The sequence below is a fragment of the Polyangium sorediatum genome (genome assembly GCF_029946465.1).
Lineage (GTDB): Bacteria > Myxococcota_A > Polyangia > Polyangiales > Polyangiaceae > Polyangium > Polyangium fumosum.
In genome coordinates, this window is sequence record NZ_JARZHI010000125.1 from 1 (window position 1) to 17,296 (window position 17,296).

At 70.3% G+C, this 17,296-nt stretch carries 15 protein-coding genes; 6 read left to right on the forward strand and 9 right to left on the reverse strand.

All coding sequences use genetic code 11. The features are described from left to right. Positions 1-248 (reverse strand): hypothetical protein (locus QHF89_RS48350; protein WP_284721948.1); only part of this gene is annotated, 248 nt, incomplete at its 3' end. Positions 249-430: 182 nt separating this feature from the next. On the opposite strand from QHF89_RS48350, the gene QHF89_RS48355 reads away from it, so the two are divergent. Both QHF89_RS48355 and QHF89_RS48360 read left to right on the forward strand, forming a co-directional pair. After that, positions 431-712: a hypothetical protein gene (locus QHF89_RS48355; RefSeq protein ID WP_232379906.1), complete on the forward strand. Its 282-nt coding sequence runs from the start codon at positions 431-433 to the stop codon at positions 710-712. 44 nt (positions 713-756) lie between these two features. Further along, positions 757-1,959 (forward strand): hypothetical protein, encoded by a 1,203-nt coding sequence (locus QHF89_RS48360; protein ID WP_284721949.1) that lies wholly within the window; start codon positions 757-759, stop codon positions 1,957-1,959. 1 nt (position 1,960) lies between these two features. Here QHF89_RS48360 and QHF89_RS48365 read toward each other — a convergent pair whose 3' ends face one another. From QHF89_RS48365 to QHF89_RS48375, 3 genes are all read right to left on the reverse strand, one after another. Beyond that, positions 1,961-3,094, reverse strand: coding sequence for a serine/threonine-protein kinase (locus QHF89_RS48365; RefSeq protein WP_136972925.1), 1,134 nt, complete (start codon positions 3,092-3,094; stop codon positions 1,961-1,963). A gap of 72 nt (positions 3,095-3,166) precedes the next feature. Then, the gene (locus QHF89_RS48370; protein WP_136972926.1) at positions 3,167-4,504 is read right to left on the reverse strand and encodes a choice-of-anchor L domain-containing protein; all 1,338 of its coding nucleotides are present in this window, start codon (positions 4,502-4,504) and stop codon (positions 3,167-3,169) included. A gap of 14 nt (positions 4,505-4,518) precedes the next feature. Continuing rightward, complete coding sequence (locus QHF89_RS48375; protein WP_284721950.1) at positions 4,519-6,162, reverse strand: hypothetical protein; 1,644 nt, start codon at positions 6,160-6,162, stop codon at positions 4,519-4,521. A 203-nt stretch (positions 6,163-6,365) separates the two neighbouring features. Here QHF89_RS48375 and QHF89_RS48380 point away from each other — a divergent pair, with 203 nt between their 5' ends. Beyond that, positions 6,366-8,180: an ABC transporter ATP-binding protein gene (locus QHF89_RS48380; protein ID WP_136973331.1), complete on the forward strand. Its 1,815-nt coding sequence runs from the start codon at positions 6,366-6,368 to the stop codon at positions 8,178-8,180. 119 nt (positions 8,181-8,299) lie between these two features. Continuing rightward, the gene (locus QHF89_RS48385; protein WP_136973332.1) at positions 8,300-9,637 is read left to right on the forward strand and encodes a cytochrome-c peroxidase; all 1,338 of its coding nucleotides are present in this window, start codon (positions 8,300-8,302) and stop codon (positions 9,635-9,637) included. Positions 9,638-9,644: 7 nt separating this feature from the next. Here the strand turns inward: QHF89_RS48385 and QHF89_RS48390 are convergent, their stop codons facing one another. From QHF89_RS48390 to QHF89_RS48405, 4 genes are read right to left on the reverse strand one after another with little or no spacing between them, the layout of a single operon-like run. Beyond that, complete coding sequence (locus QHF89_RS48390) at positions 9,645-11,156, reverse strand: hypothetical protein (RefSeq protein ID WP_136973333.1); 1,512 nt, start codon at positions 11,154-11,156, stop codon at positions 9,645-9,647. Continuing rightward, positions 11,153-12,031 carry a TolB-like translocation protein gene (locus QHF89_RS48395; RefSeq protein ID WP_136973334.1) on the reverse strand — a complete coding sequence of 293 codons (879 nt, stop codon included), beginning with the start codon at positions 12,029-12,031 and terminating at the stop codon, positions 11,153-11,155. Before QHF89_RS48395 ends, QHF89_RS48390 begins: the two co-directional genes overlap by 4 nt. Positions 12,032-12,063: 32 nt before the next feature. Next, positions 12,064-12,933, reverse strand: coding sequence for a hypothetical protein (locus QHF89_RS48400; RefSeq protein WP_284721951.1), 870 nt, complete (start codon positions 12,931-12,933; stop codon positions 12,064-12,066). Beyond that, entirely contained in the window at positions 12,930-14,792 is a 1,863-nt protein-coding gene (locus tag QHF89_RS48405; protein ID WP_136973337.1) for a hypothetical protein, read from the reverse strand. The genes QHF89_RS48400 and QHF89_RS48405 overlap by 4 nt, the downstream gene beginning before the upstream one ends. A 74-nt stretch (positions 14,793-14,866) precedes the next feature. Between QHF89_RS48405 and QHF89_RS48410 the strand changes: the two genes are divergently transcribed. Further along, positions 14,867-15,292: a nuclease A inhibitor family protein gene (locus tag QHF89_RS48410; RefSeq protein WP_284721952.1), complete on the forward strand. Its 426-nt coding sequence runs from the start codon at positions 14,867-14,869 to the stop codon at positions 15,290-15,292. Here the strand turns inward: QHF89_RS48410 and QHF89_RS48415 are convergent. Then, positions 15,289-16,212, reverse strand: coding sequence for a DNA/RNA non-specific endonuclease (locus QHF89_RS48415; RefSeq protein ID WP_136973340.1), 924 nt, complete (start codon positions 16,210-16,212; stop codon positions 15,289-15,291). The two genes, QHF89_RS48410 and QHF89_RS48415, sit on opposite strands and share 4 nt — an antisense overlap. Positions 16,213-16,420: 208 nt before the next feature. On the opposite strand from QHF89_RS48415, the gene QHF89_RS48420 reads away from it, so the two are divergent. Further along, complete coding sequence (locus tag QHF89_RS48420; RefSeq protein WP_136973338.1) at positions 16,421-17,119, forward strand: hypothetical protein; 699 nt, start codon at positions 16,421-16,423, stop codon at positions 17,117-17,119. The last annotated feature ends 177 nt before the right edge of the window (positions 17,120-17,296 follow it).

Consider the following 17,296-nt stretch of genomic DNA (forward strand, 5'->3'; position numbering starts at 1 on the left):
CCGCCCGCGCCGCCCATTCCTCCCGCGCCGCCCTCGCCGCCCATCCCGCCGCCACCGCCGCCGCCCTCGCCGCCCATCCCGCCGCCGCCCGCGCCGCCTTCCCCGCCCGCGCCCGCCTGGCCTCCGGATCCGCCGCTCGCGCCCGATCCGCCGGATCCGCCTTCGTCGCCTCCACACGCCACGAGACCGGTCAACGCCAGGAACGAGAATGCGGCGAGCTTCGGTCCCCACAAGCGATTCGATTTCATGCGAAGTCCTCCCGTGTGCGAAAAGGGAGCGCCGAGGCTATCACGGAATGCCCTCCCCTCGCGTCACCCAACATGGGACAGAGCTTCAGGGTTCGTGACGCAAGCCACCACGAAGACCTGAACAAAAAATCATCTCCACAAACTGTGCACACGTTCAGCACAGGGGGTAGGGTGCGATCATCATGATGACGCCCAAGGACATCGCGCCCTACATCCTCCGTGCCCTCGCCGAGGCCCAGACCGAGGGCCGCACCATGGACCTGGAGACGCTCTCGATCGCCATCAAGGTGCGCCGCGGCGACGTGCGCAAGACCGTCAGCGCGCTCCATCAGGAAGGGCTCGTGGACGCGCTGCGGCTGCGCCTCTCGCTGGCAGGGTTCGCGCTCGGATCGGCGCTGCTCACGCAGGAGCTGCCCCCGATCCGCCGGCCGAAGCAGGTCGCGCAGAAGGTGGCCGCGGCCTGAGCGCGCTCGCCCACGCTCCGCCGAAAATGCGGTAAGGAGGGGGCATGAACATGGTTTCCACGCGCGTGATCGCCGCGATCGCGCTCCTCGCAGGGCTCGGGCTCGGGTGCAGCAAAGGCTCGTCGGGGCCGGATCCGGCCGGATCGGCGGCGCCCACGGAGGCGAAGCCGAGCGCCAAGGGGATCGAGGCCGCCGGGAACGACGCCGCCGTGGTCGAGCTCGCGAAGAAGACGCTCGGCTGCAAGTGGGGCACCTACGGGTTCGATTCGATGTGCCCCGAGATGAAGGCGCTCCTCGAGAGCGACCTCATCCGCGAGGGCAAGGCCGACGCGACGTTCGTGAGCTTCCTGGAGGACCCGAACGAGCAGGTGCGCTGGCTCGGCAGCCGCGCGCTCTCGCAGCGCGGAAAGGCCTTCCGCAACGACAAGGCGCTCGCCGAGCGGATCCTCGTGGTGGCCGAGGGCGAGGCGAACAAGACCGTGGCGCAGGAGCTCGGCGGGGTCGTCGGCGGGATCAAGCACGCGGACACCGGGCTCGGCGAGCGGATCCAGGGGATGGCGAAAAACCACCCGGTGCAGCAGATGCGCACGAGCCTGCTCGCGCGGATGCTCTTCTCGAACGGCGAGACGCTCTACGACTTCGTGAAGGACATCGCGACAAACGACAAGGACGTGGTCGTGCGCAAGGCCGCGATGTCGGCCTTCTGGACGGGGACGCCGCCGACCCGCGCCGCCGAGTCGTGCAAGATGTGGCTCGGGTTCGTCGACGACGCGGCCGACGACGTGTCGGGCGAAGCGGCCTACCTCTGCTCGTTCTACCCGCAAGGCGGCGGGTGCAAGGCGGAGTGGGATCCGCTGCTCGACAAGATCGAGAAGCGCGCGAAGGAGGGGACGATCAAGTCGACGCAGATGGCGTCGGCGCTGTTTTACCTCCACCGGCAGCCGGGGGCGTCGGACGCGCAAAAGAAGCGGGCGCTCGCCGTGGCGCGCGCGATCCTCGAGACCCGCACGAACAGCGGAATGGCGCGCGGCAGGGCGCTCGAGCTCGTCGCGGAGAAGGATCCCGACGGGAAGAAGCTGCTCGTCGCGATGCAAGAGGATCCGGACGTGTTCGTGAAGCGGCGCGCGAAGGACCTCGCCGACAAGGCGGGCAAGTCGGCCGACGAGAAGGCCAAGGCGCCCGAGGCCGACAAGGCCAAGGCGCCCGCGGCCGACAAGGCCAAGACGGACGCGACGAAAAAACCCTGAATCAGCGGCCGGAGGGCGCGTTCGTCGCGGCGGCCCCGGGGGGCGGGGCGGCGGGCGCCTGGGGGGTCTCGGCCTGGCTGCGCTGGAGCAAGAAGAGCACGCCGCCGATGAAGAGGCCCACGGCGAGCGCCGCTGCGCCGACGATCAGAATGGGGTTCGTCCTCGGCGGCGGCGGCGGCTCGGGCGCGGGCGCGGCGGCCTCCGGGGCCTGCGCGTAGACGAGCCGGATCCCCGACGACAGCATCTTCTTGCGCATCGGCGGCGGCGGCGGGAGCACCGAGGCCATGACGCCCGCGACCGCCTCGGCGAGATCCTCCATCGAGGAGAATCGCTCGTCCGGCGATTTCGAGAGCGTGCGGCGGACGATCGCGGCGAGCTCCTCCGGCGCGCCTTCCAGCGGGCGTGGTTCGTCGTTCAGCATCGACGTCACGAGCCCGAGGCCCCCGCCGTCCGTGCGGAAGGGCAACCGACCCGCCATCAATTCGAACGCCATGACGCCCCACGAGAACTGATCGGCGCGCGCGTCGATTTCGTGGCCGAGGAGCTGCTCGGGGGCCATGTACGCGGGCGTGCCGACGATGCTCCCGTCGCCGGTGAGCCGCGACAGACGCGAGACGCCGCTGTCCTGTGTGTTCGTGAGGCCGCCGGGCAGCCGGCGTGCGATGCCGAAATCGAGCACCTTGGCCACGCCGTCCTCGCGGACCATGACGTTCTCGGGCTTGACGTCGCGGTGCACGACGCCCTCGGCGTGCGCGGCGGCGAGCGCGAACGCGACCTGCAGGAGCAGCTCGATGCGCTCGCCTTGCGAGATGTCGCGGCCGATCGACGAGCGCAGCGTCTTGCCCGCGACGAGCTCCATCGCGATGAACGGGACGCCCTCGTGCTCGCCGACGTCGTAGACAGCGACGATGTTCGGGTGCGTGAGCGCAGCGGCGGCGCGCGCCTCGCGCAGCATGCGCGCAACGTTGCGGTCCCAAGCTTCGGACTCCATCTCGGGATCCCGACGCAGCACCTTGAGCGCAATTTTGCGGCGGAGGCGCGTGTCCATGGCGCGGTACACCTCGCCGACGGCGCCTTCCCCGAGGCGCTCCTCGATGACATATCGGTCGAAGCTTTCGGCCGGGGACAGGGACATCAACCGGGGATGGTAGCGCGAAGGACCGCCGCGTGGGAGGCCCAACCGTGCGCCTCCGGTTCGTCCCTTTGTTTACTTGGGGATGGGCGCCGTCCCGACGGTCGTGCCGGGCTTGGCGATCCACTGCCAGTTGTCGATGAGGGTCGTCGTGTCGAGGCCACCGTCGCCCGAGTCGTAGACGGCGAACCGGAGGGTGATCTGATCACCGGGCTTGACGGGGGCCTGGGTCTTCAGCCAGCCGGTCGAGGCGTGGTCCATTCCGTCTTCACCGTCAAAGCCGAACCCGGTCCCGATGAGGTCGACGTTGCCGAGGCTGCACTGGAAGGTCTTGTCGCCCGCGAGGCAGGGGTTGGGCGGGTTTCCCGGACAACCGCAGACCTCGAGGAGCGAGTTGTTGACGCTGACGGGGTTGCCCAGGCTGTCGAAGGAGACGTTGCCGTCGTTCTGCCCGGGCGGGATCGGCGTGAGCAGCGCGACGAAGAAATCGTTGAATTGGCTGCAGATGTAGTCCGGCCACTCGTAGGTGTAGAAGTTGAAGTCGAACGAGAAGCCATAGGCGTTCGAGGGCACCCGGATCACGGCTTCGAGCCCGGCGACGTCGTGCGGCTCGCCGGTGGTCGTGTTGGGGCACGCGGGCGACTCCTTGGGGAAGCCCTGCGGGTGGTTGCCCATGTAGGACTTGTCGAAGCCGCCGACCGATTGATAACTGGGATCCGTGGGCTGGCGGGCGGTGCCGCTGGAGAGCGCGAGAAAGCGTTGGCCCTTGCGGGTCGTGATGTTCGGGCCGAACCCGTTGAGCAGGCCGTGGCCGAGGTGGAAGTTCACCTCGCTCCCGAGCGGGGGCGGCGAGCCGTCCGCCATCGTCCATTGCGCCGAGACCACGCCCCAATCGCCGAAGCCCTGGGAGACCTTGCAGAGCTCGACGGCGCGGACGCCGTCGAGGGGATCCATGCTGTCGAGGGCGAGCGCGTCGTCGCAGAGGGAGACGACCACCTCGTCGATGGTGCCGTCGCAGTTCTCGTCGAACGCCTCCTTGCCGGGCTCGGTGGGCACCTCGACGGCGTTCGGGTTTCTGTGCTTGTCGCAATCGTTGCAATCGCCCTCGGCCTCGGTGAAGCCGTCGCCGTCGACGTCGTCCTCCGTGCCCTTGGGATCGCAGTTGATGATGCCGCCCTCGCCGCCCGCGCCGCCCTGGTTTCCGGCGTCGAACCCGAGATCGTCGCCGCCCATGCCCGTGCCACCCTGGCCCGCGCCGCCCTGGCCCGTGTTGCCTCCATCCCCGTCGAACCCCGTGCCGCCGCCGTTCGCCGCGCACGCGGCGGGCGCGAGGGGCGCGAGGAGCGCGACGGCGAGCGCCGCGAGGGCGACGCGCCGAGGGGCCGTATCGAAGAGACGCATTCGTTCGCGCATGACGAGCTCCTAAGTCAAAAAGCTACACAAAACTTCTCGTTGAGGCCGCTATCCAGGCAGGTGTACCCCGGGCGGCACTGGGCGTCGGTCTGGCAGGTGCGCATGCAGGTGCCGGCGCCGCTCGGGAAGAAGAACCAGCTCGTGCAGATCGAGCCGGGCGCGCAATCGTCCATGAAGTGGCAGTACTCGGAGCAGTAGCCGCCCGGCGCTCCGAACCAGTCCTGGTGGAGGCAGATGGGATCGTTTTGCCCGGCGTAACACTCGTTTGATTTCGTGCAGGGCAGACCGGCGGCCTTCGAGCCGGGCTTGCAGGCCGACGTGGCCTGGCAGCTCGGGTCCTCGCAATCGCTGAGCTCGTTGTTGTCGTCGTCCTGGAAGTTCGTGCAGGCGAGCTCGGGCCCCTGCCGGCAGACCTTCGTCGGGTATCCCTCGTCGACGCACGCATACCCGCTGCGGCAATCCGCGTCGGTCGTGCAGCCGTCGAGGCAGATGCCGTGCACGCTGCCGAAGCCGAGGTCGGCGCAATGGCCGTCGCCGGGGCAGTCCTGCGCGGCGAGATCACACCACTCGGTGCAATATCCGTCGGGAAACCCGAGCCAGTCCTGGAGGCAGGCGGGATCCTTCGCGTTCGCCGCGCAATCGGAGGGGACGATGCAGGGCGTGCCGAGCAAACCGGCGCCCGGCTCGCATTCGAACGTTTCCTGGCACTGCGTGGTGTCGTCGCAATCGACGTAGCCGTCTTGATCGTCGTCCCAAAAATCCGAGCAGAAGAACTCGGGCGGAGGGACATCCACGTTGAGATTGAAGAAGCCGGCGCTGCCCGCGGCGCCGTCGACGACGACGTAGAGCTTCTGGCCCTGGACGACCTCGAGCGTGACCTTGTCGGTCTTGCCGCCATCGGGGTTCGGGTCGTCGTTGCATGCGATCTCGCTCGCGGGATCGCTACAGGTAGTGCGGAGCGAGACGCTGAAATCGGCGTCCCCGCTATCCACCGTGGCCACGAACACGCCGCTCTGCGGGATCAGGACCTCGAAGATGACCTCGGGGCCGCTCGCGGGCGAGCACGAGGCGGCCTGGAGGTTCGGGCGGCCCGAGGAGTCGCCGTTGAACCAGCCGGGGACGGAGAGCGATTTGGGCGCGAAGCACGAGTCGAGGCACGCGGCGTCCATGAAACACGTGTCGTCGGCGCAATCGAGCAGGCCGTCCTGATCGTTGTCCTTGAAATCGTTGCAGGCCTCCTTGGGGACGCAGCCGCTCGCGACGATGCCGCAGAACGGGTTGCACAGGAGATCCCCCGATCCGAGGCCGATGCTCGCGCACGTCTTGCCGGCGAAATCGGCGCCGTCGCATTGCTCGCCCGGATCGATCACGCCATTGCCACAGTTCGGATTGCCGCCGGTGCCCGAGCTGCTCGAGCTGCTCGCGCCGCCCGCGCCGCCCGCGGACCCGCCGCCGCCCGCGCCGCCCATGGCGCCCGCGCCGCCGTCGCCGGTCACGCCGCCGGAGCCGCCGAAGCCGCCCGCCGAGACGCCGCCGGAGCCGCCGGAGCCGCTGCTCTCGCTGCCGCCCGAGCTCTCGTCGACCACGCCCATCGCGCAAGCCGACGAGCACACCACCGCCACGAGGGCGACCCCCAACCTGTGCCAGCGTCCACCCATCGTTTTCGCCTCGGCGTCGTCGCGTGTCGGAAAAGAAAGCAAGGGGCGCGGGGGCCGAGCGAACGATCCCAGCGCTGGTCGCCAGCTTGACCATGGCGGGCCCCAGACGTCAACAGCCGGGATGTGCTCGTTCTCGCTCCCGATGGTGGACGCCAGGAACCGCACGGGCGGTTTGGCGAGGGCCGCGCAAGAATGGGACGGCGATGTCCGAGCCGAATCCCAAGCCGAACCTCCTCGCCCGCCTGCGCGGGAGCTTCGAGCATACGCCGCGCACGCTCCTGCTCCTGTTCCGGTCGGCCAAGCTCGCGACGATCACGCTCTTCGCGCTCACCCTGGCCGCCGCGGTGCTCCCGCTCGGCGTGGCGTACGTGGGCAAGGCGATCGTGGACGCGGTGGCCGCGCATTCCCGCGAGGCGACGCTGCGCTGGGTGCTCGTGGAGCTCGCGCTCGTGGCGGCGCTCGCGCTCGTGCAGCGCGGAATGGGACTCCTGCGCTCGCTCATCGGGGCGCGGCTCGGGCTCGACATCAACGGGGAGATCCTCGAAAAGGCGCTCTCGCTGGAGCTCCGGCACTTCGAGGAGCCGTCCGTCTACGATCAGCTCACGCGGGCGCGGCGCGAGGCTTCGTCGAGGCCGCTCGCGATGGTGACCGAGACATTCGGGATCGTGCAGAGCCTGGTGACGCTCGCAGGATATGGAGCGCTGCTCTTCCGCTGGAGCGGGTTCGCGGTGCTCGCGCTCGCGCTCGCGTCGCTGCCCGGGGCGATCGCGGAGGTGAAGCTCGGCAACCTCGCGTTCCGGCTGCGCAACTGGCGCTCGCCCGAGGCGCGGAAGCTCAACTACCTGGAGTACGTCCTCGCGAACGACGCGCACGCGAAAGAGGTCAAGCTCTTCGGCATCGGCCCGCTCCTGCTCGATCGGTACCGCACGCTCGGGGAGAAGTTCTACCGCGAGGATCGGACGCTCGCGGTGCAACGCGCGAGCCTCGGCTGGGGCCTGTCCTTGCTCGGCACGGGCGCGTTTTACGCCTGCTACGCGTCGATGGCGCTCGGCGCGGCGAGCGGTGATCTCACGCTCGGCGACCTCGTGCTCTACGGCATCTCGTTCCGCCAGGGCCAGCAGGCCTTCCAGTCGATCCTGTCGTCGCTCGGCGGCATGTACGAGCACAACCTGTACATGTCGAACCTGTTCTCGTACCTCGCGATCCCCACGAACGACGGGTCGAGCGCGCCGAAGATCGCGCTCCCCTCCGAGGCGGGGCGCGAGCAGGGCATCCGCTTCGAGGGCGTGAGCTTCCGGTATCCGGGGCAGGAGAAGCTCGCGCTGTCGAAGCTCGATCTGTTCGTGCCGCGCGGGCAGAGCGTCGCGCTCGTGGGGCACAACGGCGCGGGCAAGACGACGCTGATCAAGCTGCTCACGCGGCTCTACACGCCCACGGAGGGGCGCATCCTGCTCGACGGGAAAGACCTCGTCGATTGGGATCTCGACGCGCTCCGGCGCCGCATCGGCGTCGTGTTCCAGGACTACAACCGCTATCAGCTCACGGCGCGGGAGAACGTCGGCTTCGGGAGCACGCCGCACATGGGCGACGTGGATCGGCTCTCGCGGGCGATCACGCGCGGCGGCGCCGAAGAGGTGCTCGCGACGTTGTCGGGTGGTCTCGATACGCAGCTCGGCCGGTGGTTCAAGGACGGGACGGAGCTCAGCGGCGGGCAATGGCAAAAGGTGGCGCTCGCGCGGGCGTTCATGCGGGAGGAGGCCGACGTGCTCGTGCTCGACGAGCCCACGGCCGCGCTCGACGCAGAGGCGGAGCACGCGGTCTTCGAGCGGTTCCGCAAGCTCGCCGAGGGCCGCACGACGTTCGTCGTGTCGCACCGGTTCCCGACGGTGCGCATGGCGGATCGGATCCTCGTGATCGACGGCGGCCGCGTGATCGAAGAAGGAACCCACGCCGAGCTCGTCGCGCAGGACGGACGGTACGCGCGGATGTTCACGCTGCAGGCCGAAGGGTACCGTTAGGGAACCTCGCCAAACCACGGCGCTCGCGCGACGAACCGGCTATCGCTGCCTGCGCGCGTTCGTTACGATGCGCGAGCACGAGGGGGGAGCGCGCGGAGCGCGTGCGAGGAGGTTTTCCCATGCGAGCGCGAAGGTGGCTGTGGTTGTGCGTGGTTTCGGCGGCGGCCCTCGGCGGCTGCGGCGATGAGAGCGGCGAGCTCGTGGACGGGCATTTCCTGCCGGAGGAGTGGACCGAGATCGAAAAACTCTCGCCGCTCCCGCCGCTCGAGGCGGACACGACGAACGCGTTCGCCGACAACCCCAAGGCGGCCGAGCTCGGGCAGCGGCTCTTCTACGAGAAGGGGTACGCCGGGCCGATCAAGGTCGCGAACGATCTCGGGAACGTGGGCGAGACGGGCAAGGTCTCCTGCGAGAGCTGCCACATCAAGACGGACTGGTTCGTCGACACGCGTTCGAAGCCGGCGAACACGTCGATCGCGATCGACTGGTTCATCCGCAACGCGCCGACGCTGGTGAACGTCGCGACGTACACGGACTGGTTCGGCTGGGTCGGCTACAACGACAACCTCTGGGGCAAGTGCCTCGTGCCCGCCGAGTTCGTCATGGGCACGGACCGCTCGGGCATCGTGCACTTCCTCTACCAGCAGGCGGACTACCGCGCGGCGTACAACGATCTCTTCGAGCCGGACCTCGACCCCGCGCTCGATCCGATGCACCCGGACGCCGCGCGTTTCCCGATGATCGCGTCGCCGACCGTCGCGCCCGACGTGTGGAAGGGCATGCCGGAGGAGGATCGCGCCGTGATCAACCGCGGCTACGCAAACTTCGGCAAGGCCCTCGCGGCCTACCTGCGGCTGCTCCAGAGCGGCAACGCGCCCTTCGATCGGTACGTGGCCGGCGACGTGTCGGCGATCAGCGAGAACGCGAAGCGCGGGCTCGGGCTCTTCGTGGGGAAAGCGGCCTGCGTCGCATGCCACACGGGCCCGACGTTCAGCGACAACGACTTCCACGTGACGGGCGTGCCGCAGATCGGCGAGCACGTGCTGCCGCCGGACATGGGCGGTGATCCGGGGCGTTTCCAGGCGCTCGACGTCTACTTCGGCTGGGACTTCAGCACGAAGGGCATCTACAACGACGACCCGAGCATCGACCGCAGCAAGGGCGTGACGAAGGACGAGAAGCTCACCGGCGCATTCCGCACGAAGGGGCTGCGCTCGGTGGCAAAGACGGGGCCCTTCATGCACACGGGGCACCTCGCGACGCTGCGCGAGGTGGTCGAGTTCTACAACGTGGGCGGCGCTGACAAGGACTTCGCCGGCACGAAGGATCCCCTGATGGTGCCGCTGAACCTCACGCCGCAGGAGATCGACGACATCGTCGCGTTCCTGGAGACGCTGACGGGAGATCCCATCCCCGAGGCGCTGCTCGTCGACACGTCGTTCGGTTCCACCAAGTAAAACACCGTCATCGGCCTTCGATCAGGGCCTTCGCTTCGGGATCCCCCGGGCGGTAGCGGAGCCACGCGCGTGCGGCGGCGACGGCCGCGTCGGGCCTGCCCGCGGCGCGCTCGGCGGCGGCGAGGGCTTTCCAGACGATTGGGTGCGGGAGCAGGCGCGCGGCCTCGTGAAGCACGTCGGCGGCGTCGCGCGGACGGCCGGCTTCGAGGAGGAGGCGGCCTTCGAGGTGAAGGAGCCGGCCTCGATCGAACGGGAAGACCCGCGCGGCGCGCGTGTGGTGGAGCGCGGCGTGCGTGTCGCGTGAGGTCGTCGCTGCGCGGAGCGCCTCGCGGTGGTGGTAGGCCGAGAGGAACTGCGCGAAGGCCACGAGGGCCCAGGCGAGCGCACACGCGAGGCCCGCGCGCGCGAGGGCGAAGGACGCGGGCGCGAGGGTACGCGCACGGAAGGTGCACGCGAGCACGAGCAGCGCCGCGATCCAGGTCGCCGGCGAGGCCGAGAGGCCGGCGCCGAGCGCGAGCAGGGCGAAGGTGATCCACGCGGCGCGAAGCTCGGCGCGGGGCAAGGCGGGCGCGAGGCGGAGGCGCTTTCGCGCGAAGAGCAGCGCGAGCGCCGCGGGGAGAAGGCCAAAGGCGAGGACGAGCGCGGCGACGTCGTCGTGTGGGTGCTCCGGGAAGGTCCAGAACGGCGCGGCGTCGGGGTGCGCGGCGAGGTGCTCGGCTTGCCAGTCGAGGAAACGGGGGGCGATCGCGTCGGGGCCGACGCCGAGGAGCAAGGTCTTCCCCCACAGACCACGCGCGTGGACGACGAGCAGGTAGAGGCGGCCCTCGAAGGCGCGGACGAACCCCTCCGAGGTGAACGCGATCGGGACGAGCGCGAGGCCCGCGAGGGGCGCGGCGAGCGCGGCGCGGGGGACGAGGACGAGCCCTTCGGCGGCGAGCGCGAGGACCGCGAGGTGCGAGCGGCAGAGGAGGATCGTTGTGGCACCAAGGATCAGCGCGATCGCCCCTTCGATCCGGTCGGGGCGGCGCGTGGCGGCGGCGCGATCGGCGGCGCAGAGCGGGAGCACGAGCAACAGGAAGGCCGCGAGATGGTTCGGGTTGCCGAACGTGCCGACGAGCACCGGGTACGGCAGGCGGAACGCGCCGGTCTCGAACGGGACGAGGCCGATCACGCCCGCGAGGGCGAAGGCGCTCGTCGCGAGGACGGCGCGGCGCGCGAGGCGCAAGACGAAGGCCCGGTCCTCGGCGACGAGCTCCGCGAGCGCGCCGAACACGGCCGGGGCGGCCGCGACGGCGAGGATCTCCCAGGGCGCGGCAGGCCAAACGAGCCACGCGACGAGGCCGGCCGCGAGCGCGAGCGCCGCGACGAGCGAGGGCGCGCCCCACGCGCAGAGCGGCAGCGCGAGCGCGAGCACGAGCGTCTTCTGCGGGCGAAGGTCGACCGTGAACGGCGAGGTCGCGAGCGGCAGGAGGACGAGGAGGACGAACGCGGCCGCTCTTCGGGCGGCGGATCTTCTCAAGGAGCGTCGAACGGGCGCACGCCGACGAAGCCCGCGCCGCCGCGCTGGGAGAAGTACACGACGAACCTGCCGTCCGGAGACAAACAGGGCTGGATGGCGCCACGGTTCCCGGGCCAGGCGAGGTACCAGGGCGGCGCGGTGACGATGGCGTGGCGGGTCGCGGCGTCGACCACGAAGACCTGATCGTCGCGCTGCTCGACGCGTCGCTCGCCGACCTTGGAGGGGCACTGATCGGCGAGCGGCGCGGCCGGCGCCTTCCACGCGTCCTCGGGGCCGTTGATGCGCTTGGGCTTCGCGCTGCGCAGATCCCAGCTCATCCAGCCCTCGGACTCGGGGAAGCCCGAGAAGAAGATCACGCCGCCGTCCTTGCCGGCGCGTGTGTGGTAGGCGCCGTGCTCGAGCGCTCGGCGCGCGCGTTTGCCCAGGTCGAGCAGGTAGATGCCCTGCCCCGCGTCGTCGCACTCGTAGGTCGAGCAGCCGAAGGCCATCCGATCGTCGCCGAGCCACACGGGGTGGTAGCCGGGGCCCTCGTGGACACGCGTGCGTTTGCCGGTCTCCACGTGCACGACGTCGATGCCCGCCTGGCCGGCCGGCGCGGGCGTGTGGAGGTAGTTCACCTGGTTCGCGATGGCGAGGCGCACGCCGTCGGGCGCCCATGCGACGGTGGGCGTGTCGCCGAAGATGGCCCATTCGAGATCCCCGCGCGCAGAAGGCGGCGGCGCCGCGACCTCGACGGGCGTCGTGGCCGCGGGCGGCGGGTCGACGACGACGAGCACGGAGCCGGGATCGGCGACCGTCGTGGGGCCCGCGGGAGGCGAGGGCGCGGCGCTGCAGGCGGCGGCGAGGAGAGGCGCGAGGAGCAGGGCGTGGCGCATCGGGGGGAGCTTGCGGGAAGCGCGCGCCAGGATCAATCGAAGTGGGGGAAGCGGGGGGGATGGCGATGCGGCGGCGGAAAACGAGGCATGCGGACGGGCTGCATCCGTGATTCGGAGAGGAGCACGAGCGCGGGCCCTGCCTCGCCGGGGAGCCTGCTTGCCTCGGCGCGAACGACGTGCCCGCGCCCCCCGGCCGAGTAGCCGAGGACCGTAGCGTCGACGCCGTCCGCGCCGGGATCGAGCTCCATGCGGAAAAACGTCTGCTCGTTGGCTTCAACGTGCTGGATGCGATCGAGCGGGGCCTCGCCGAAGGTGCGCGCGGCCGCGACGGTGAGGGACTCGACGCGACAAACCACGTCGAAGCCCGCGCGCGCCCCCTCGAACGCCTTGCACGCGTGGCGGCCTTCGGCCTCCTCCGCGACGGCGGCGAGGAGCGTGGTCGGGCGGAGCGTGGCCGCGTCGAAGCGCCCGTCGTCGCGGAGGTCGACGAACGCCTCGCCGCGGATCGTCTCGAGCGTCTGGCGGTCGGTCGTCTCCCACGCGATGGGCTCCTTCGGGTCGACGGCGAGGGCCACCTCGTTCGAGCCGAGGACACGTTTGTCCCCCTGCACGAGCAAGACGACGTGGCGCGGATGCACCACGGTGAGGGTGATCTTCTGGCCCCCGCGTTTGCCGAGGATGGTGCGCATCTCTTCGGGCAACGCGGGGGACTCGGGCGCGGAGGCGGCTCCGGAAGCGGAAGCGGAAGCGGAAGCGGGAGCGGAAGCGGGAGCGGAAGCGGGAGCGGCAGCGGACGCGGGTGCGACCGCGACCTCGGGCACGGCGGCGGCCTCGGGCGCGGGCTTCGCGCAGCCGGACGCGAGCAGGGACGCGGCGAACAGGGGCAGGAGGTACGTCTTCACAGGGTCCTCAGGAAGGCGAGCAGGGCGGCGCGGTCTTCGGACGTGAGGTGGCTCGTCTGGCCCATGCGATCGAGGTTGTCGTCGAGCAGGGCTTCGAGTGTCGGGTAACGGCCGTCGTGGAAGTAAGGCGCGGAGCCTTCGAGCATGGCGAGCGGAGGCGTGCGGAACGCGGCGTGCGACTCGTCCTTCGCGCGCGAGCCGACGTCGTGCACCACGCGATCACTCGTCCCGTGATCGAGCCCGTGGCAGCCGTTGCAGCCGAGTTGTTCCGACGTGTAGAGGTCCCGCCCGCGCGTGACGAGCGCCTCCGCGCCGGGATCCTTCACCTCGCGGCGCGGCACGAAGAGGCCCTCGCGGAGGTAGTTCGCGAGCGCGGCGAGGTCCTCCGCCGGCAAGCCCGAGCCGCCGAGGCGCGTGAGGGTCTCGGCGATGTTGTCTTCGAGCTTCGCGTGCATGCCGTGCCAGCCGTAGGGGCCCCGCTCGACGCGGCCCGCGAGCGCCATCGTTTGTCGCGGGCCGTCCCCGAGCCGCCAGACGAGGCCGTCCTCGCGCCCCTCGGGGTGGCAGCTCGCGCAGGCGCGGCCGTCGCGCGAGATGCGGCGGTCGCCCTCGGCATGGAAGAGGCGCCGGCCACGGGAGAGGTCCTCGCGGAGCGGATCCACAGCGACGGGCAACGTGTCCACGGCGCCGGACACGAGGCTCACGACGGAGAGGTCGTGCGAGCTTTGGTTCCAGACGACCGCGATGGCCGTGCGTGGATCGACGTCGATGCCGGAAGGGCCCTCGCCGACAGGGAAGACGCGCCGCGGGGCGAGCGCCGGATCGAGGGAGCGCGCGTCGAGCTCGACGAGTTCGCCCGTGCCGTGCGAGACGACGAAGAGCGCGTCGCCGAGCACTGCCGCGGCGCGCGGCTGCCGCGCGGGAGAGCCAGCGGGCGCGACCGCGCTCCCCATGAAGGCATTCGCCGCGATGTTGACGAAGTTCTTCTGCGCGGCGACGTCGGTCACGCCGAGCGTGCGCTCACGCGCGACGTCGAGGACCGCGACGGTGGGGACCGAGGTGTCCTCCTCGATCGCGACGCCGCCATAACCGCCCGCGACGATACGGGTGGTGCTCTCGCCGTTCTGCACGACGAGGTGCGGGACGAAGAGGCGCGTGCCGCTCTCATTCAGCACGGCCGCGTACGCGAGGGACGAGGTCGGGTGCAGGGTGTTCGCTCCGACCATCGCATCGACGCGGTTCCGGTAGCTGCCGCCGAGCGCGCGCACGGCGCGGACGACGGGCGCCTCGCCCGCCTCGCCGCCGTCGAGATCCACGACGGAGAGCGCGTCGCCCGCGGCATGCGTGACGAACGCGCGGCGGCCGTCGGGCGTGACGGTGATGCCGCGCGGCTCGCGCGGGAGGCGCAAGGAGAAGCGCTCTGCGAGGGACTCGCCGTCGAGCGCGGTGAGGGCGCGGCCGTACGCGGAGGTGACGAGCAGCGCGCCGCGCGGGCCCTGGGCGAGGCCCCAGGGTTCGGCCGGGACGACCGCGCGCGCGGCGACGGTGCCCTCGCCGGCCGCGTCGAGGTCGAGGACCTGGACCTCGTTGCAGCCGCGCAGGCTCACGGCGACACGATCCTCGCCGAGCACGAGGACCTCGGCGGGCGCGCAGCCGAGCGGGGTCGTGGCGACCGAACCGCTCACGAGATCGACGCGGTGGAGCGCCTCGTTGTCGGCGTCGGCGACGTACGCGACGAGGGAGCCTCGATCGAGGGCGACGGCCGAGCTCCGCGCGGGCGCAGCGGCGGCGGCGGCGGGTGCGACGAGCAGGGCAGCGAAGAGGCCAAAGGCGGCCGAGGAGCGACGGGGCGGGCGCATGGGGTGGGCTCGTAGACGCACAAGCCCTCGGAAAGATCTCTGGCCCCGCAGCGCGCCGCCTTGACACGTCCGGGATGCGCGCCTCGAATGCGGCGGACACGGAGGAGCCGAGGGAGATGCTGGGTGAGGACGTCGAACCGCTGATGCAGTCCATCGAGGAGGCCGCGGCCGGCCTCCTGTTCCCGAGCGAGTCGGACTTCCCGATCGAGGCCTACCGCTTCGGCGCCGAGGAGCCGACGCCGAGCGTGGTGCTGCACGCGCGCGGCCTGCCCCCGGACACGCCGGTCGAAGAGACGTCGCTCGCGTCGTTCTTCGAGGGCCTGGTCGAGGGCGACGACGACGGGTCCGGCCGCTTCCGCGCGCTCGTCGACCTGCTCCAGCGCGAGCTCGCAGAGCTACGCGTCTACCGCGTGGGCAAGGTCGACATCGACGCCCTCGTCCTCGGCCGGCACCCGTCGGGCGTGTGGCTCGGCGTCACCACCAAACTGGTGGAGACCTAGTCGCCCCGCTTCGCCTCAATCTCCTCCTGGACGTCCTCATCCACAGCCGGGAGGAAGTCGTACCCCGTCCGCTTCTCGATCTCGTCCACGGTCGTCCGGTACTTCTCCCAGCCCTCGTCCTGGATGCCCTCCTTGTTCGGCATCAGGACCGCGATCACCCGCGTCGACTCCGTCACATCGGCAGGCCCCTCGCGCGGCTCGAGCACGACGACGATCTTGAAGAACGTGTCGGGCACCACGACGCCCTTGCCGATCGTCTTCGAGGCCTTCTTCCCCCGCTTGAGCACGCCGCCCGCCATCACGAAGAGCTGCTTGCCCTGCTTCCTGCCGAGGTCCTCGCAGTGCTCCTCCAGCCGGAGCCAAGGCCCCGCGTTGAGGTCGTGGTACTGCGGCAGGATGTTCGTCATCAGGAAGGTGACCTTGTTGTCCTCGGGCGAACGGGTCCGCTCCTCCGAGCGCACCATGTGCCCCCGGTCGTACCCCGAGCCCGTGTAGTCGTCGTGCGTGACCCGGTAGAAGCCCGAAGGCAGCTCCGGATCTGTCATGAACTTCCCCTTGTGCCGCGGCGCATCCCCGAACCAGCCCGCGTTGATCTGCCAGCTCACCCAGTTCGCGACGTTCTGGTCCGCATTGTACGAGAGCGCGTACTGCGGCTTGCGCATCACGTAGTCGTCCGAAGGATCGTCGTCCGTCGGCACGCCAAGCGCGAGATGAACACTCGCATCCGCAGGCTTTCCCCCACCCCCACGCGCCGGGCTCCCCTTGGGCCCAGGCGCCGCCGACGGGCCCAGCGTCGCCGTCGGGCGCGGGCGACTCGTCCCTTCCCCCGATCCCTGCGAGGCAAAGTCGTCGAGCCAACGGTCCGCCTTGCACGCATGCAAGAGCGCCCCAAGCCCGCCCAAGAGCGCCACGACGAACACGCCCAAGCTACCTGCCTTGCGCCGCTTTCTGGATGCAGTCCGGCTCACGTGATCGCGCCTCGTTTCGCTGGCAACGCTATATCATGCTCCCAGGGAGCGTCCCGACCGTCGAGAGGGGAAGTCCACGCCCCAGCAGCGCCATGGGGGTAGCAGAGGTGCGACGGAGCGCGCTAAGGTCGCGCGTGGGCATGAATCGAGGGACGACGTCTTGAGGCGGATCCCCGGGTACGCCGTCGGCTCGTACTACAAGCTGGGTTCTCCCCTGGCCGGGCTGAACGCGAACCCGATGCGCGGGCTCGTCTACCTCGTGACGAACCAGCGCAAAGAGCCCATCCCAAGCTCCATCCAGCACCCCCTCCACCCAGGCCGAACCATGATGCGCCTGGAGACGCCCGCAAGCGCCTACGCCTACGTCGCCGACATCGTCGCCGTCCACGAGCGCGACGTACGCACAGCCCTCAGCATCACGAAGCCAAACATCGCCCTCGTGCCCATCCCCGCCGCCAACGTAGTGCGCGGCAACCGCACGACCGACCGATGGCCAAGCCGCGACCTCGCCCTCGAGCTCGAACGTCTCGGCTTCGGCAAGGTGCGTCCCTGCGTGGTGCACAAAGACGCCATGCGCCCGCGCTTCAGCTACGAGGAAGACCCCGCGCACGACCTCGCGCAAAACCTCATCACCATCGGCAAACCCATGCCCAACGAAGCCGTCATCTACATCGACGACATCGTAACCTCGGGCGATCGCGTAGCCGCCATCGATCAAGCCCTCGGTCAACCCCCCGCCGCAGGCATCGTGACGACCGCCCTCTCCGAAGAAAAGACACGCTACGACGCCTACAAGCTCCGCACCTTCGCCCTCGGCTACGACCCCGCGACGTCGCCGTGGAAGCTCATGATCCTCTAGTCGGAGCGTCGCGCCCCCCCGGGGTTTCACCCCGGACCCCGACCAGGGGTTGTCCACCCCTGGACCCGGACCAGCGAGGCGCTGGACCCGGGGTCGATGAACTGCGCGATGCGCAGTTCATCGAACAGCCGGTGGCAAGACCGGCGACGACCCTGCCAGCCAACGCGGCAGCGCCGC